The sequence below is a fragment of the Roseomonas sp. TAS13 genome, assembly GCF_001950415.1.
Taxonomy (GTDB): domain Bacteria; phylum Pseudomonadota; class Alphaproteobacteria; order Acetobacterales; family Acetobacteraceae; genus Roseomonas; species Roseomonas mucosa.
Genome location: NZ_BDLP01000557.1, coordinates 1 through 2,072, shown reverse-complemented (window position 1 = coordinate 2,072; position 2,072 = coordinate 1). Strand labels below are relative to the sequence as shown.

Here is a 2,072-nt window from a genome sequence, read left to right as displayed (position 1 = left end):
GCGCCGTGGCGGCGAGGCCCGGCACCGCCATCGCCGCCAGCCCCGCGGCGGTTCCCTGCATCAGCCGGCGGCGGGAGGCGCTGCTCTCGTCCTGGTCCATGGCGGTTCTCCTGTCCGTATCGCGGATGGAGGACGCCGCGCCCCATGGTTGTCCCACCAGCGCCACGCTCCTCGCATCCACGAAACGCTCGCCGGAGGAGGCCGGTGTCTTGTAGCGGTGTCACAGCCCGGCGAGGGCCTGCCGGGATGGCACCCGGCACACCCCCACCCGGCAAGGGCGGCTCAGTCCGCCGGACGCACGTCCTGGGCCCGCGTGTACTCGTCCGCGCGGGCGTCGATGCTCAGGCCGTGCCGCAGCGCCCAGGCGTTCTTCTGGATGTGGATCGGGATCAGCCCCGTATCCGCCATCGCCATCCGCGTCGCCTCCTGCAGGATCGCCTCCCGCTTCGCGTCGTCGAGGGTCCGCATGGCCTCGTTCAGCTTCGTATCGAAGGCAGGGTTGGAGTAGTGCCCGCGGTTGGAGGCGCCGGTGCCCAGTTCCTTGTCCTGCGTCGCCAGCAGGGCGCGCAGCATGGTGGAGGCCTCGCCGCTGGTCGCCGCCAGGCCCATCAGGTGGACGCTGGTGTCGCTACGGCTGGCACGCGCGATGAAGGCGGTGAAGGGCTGCGCGTCGACCTGGGTCCGCACGCCGATGCGCGTCCACATCTGCCCGACCGCCTGGATGATCCGCGCATCGTTCATGTAGCGGTCGTTGGGGCCGTGGATGGTGATGCGGAACCCCTGCGGATAGCCCGCCTCGGCCAGCAGCTTCCTCGCCGCCTCCGGATCGGCCTTGGGCGCCGGCAGGTCGGGCACGTAGCCGGTGGTGCCCTCCGCCATGACCTGCCCGGTGGGAACCGTCGCATCCTCCATCACCCGCGCCGCGATGGCCTGCCGGTCGATGGCGATCGACAGCGCCTGGCGCACCCGCGCGTCGCGCAGCGGGTTGCGGCCAAGCTTCTGCCCGTCCGGCCCGGTGACGAAGGGCGAATCGCCCTCGTTGCCCTGGTCCATCGCGAGATAGATCAGCCGCAGCCCGACCGTCTCCTCGACATTGATCCGCTTGTCGTCGCGCAGCCGCTTCAGGTCGCTGGTCGGCACCTGGTCGATCACGTCCACATCGCCCGCCAGCAGCGCCGCGGTGCGGGCGGCGTCGCTGGTGATCATGCGGTAGTGCACCTTGGACCAGTGCGGCTTGTCGCCCCAGTAGGCGTCGTTGCGCTCCAGCTCGATGCGGTCGCCGCTGCGGTAGGAGACGAGGCGGAAGGGGCCGGTGCCGATCGCCGCCTTGCCGCTGTTGAAGTCCTCGGTCGTCGCGCCCTCATGCGTCTGGCGGTCCAGCATCATGACGTTCACGAGGTCGGTCGGCAGCAGCGGATAGGGCGCCTCCGTGTGGAAGCGGACGGTCAGCGGATCGACGATCTCGACGCGCTTGATGGCCCGGACATACTGCGCGAAGGACGAAGGCGAATTCGGCACCGTCGGCACGCGGGCGATGGTGAAGGCCACGTCCTCCGCCGTGAAATCCTGTCCGTTATGGAACTTCACGCCGGGGCGCAGCTTGAACTCCCAGGTCGTCTCGTCCACCGGGCGCCAGGACAGGGCGAGGCCGGGCCGCGGGCGCACATTGGCATCCGTGGCGACCAGCGTGCCGAAGACCATCCCGGCCACGCCCGAATTGGGCGTGAGGTTGTGGTAGTGCGGGTCCATCGAGGTGACCTGCGCCCCCACGCCCATGGTCAGCTCCTGCGCGCCCGCCTCCGCCGTGGCGAGGGTGAGCGAGAGCGCGGCGATCCCGCCGAGAAGGACTCGTTTCAGCATGGTGGTCTCCATCCGTGTGTCTGGCGTGTCCGGTCCGGCCGCTGCGGGCGGCTCTGGGCCCCGGAAGCGACGGGGCTCCGGGGCGAGGGGCCGTGCCGGGCGGGCGGTTCATGGCTCCCCCTGGCACGCCCATGGTTGACGCCGCGTGAACGGCGGCGCGCGGTTCAGCCGCGCTGCTGGCGCAGCGGCGGCGGCAGCACCTCGCCGGGGAT

The 2,072-nt window shown here is 71.0% G+C and carries 1 protein-coding gene; it reads right to left on the bottom strand.

Annotation, left to right across the window (positions count from 1 at the left end; all coding sequences use genetic code 11):
* Window positions 1–282: 282 nt before the first annotated feature.
* Window positions 283–1,860: an ABC transporter substrate-binding protein gene (locus ROTAS13_RS23525; protein ID WP_253187752.1), complete on the bottom strand. Its 1,578-nt coding sequence runs from the start codon at window positions 1,858–1,860 to the stop codon at window positions 283–285.
* Window positions 1,861–2,072 lie beyond the last annotated feature (212 nt).

Bases quoted from the DNA above. Each gene is read 5' to 3' on its own strand.
- ROTAS13_RS23525 (WP_253187752.1), bottom strand. From the start codon at position 1,860: ATGCTGAAACGAGTCCTTCTCGGCGGGATCGCCGCGCTCTCGCTCACC.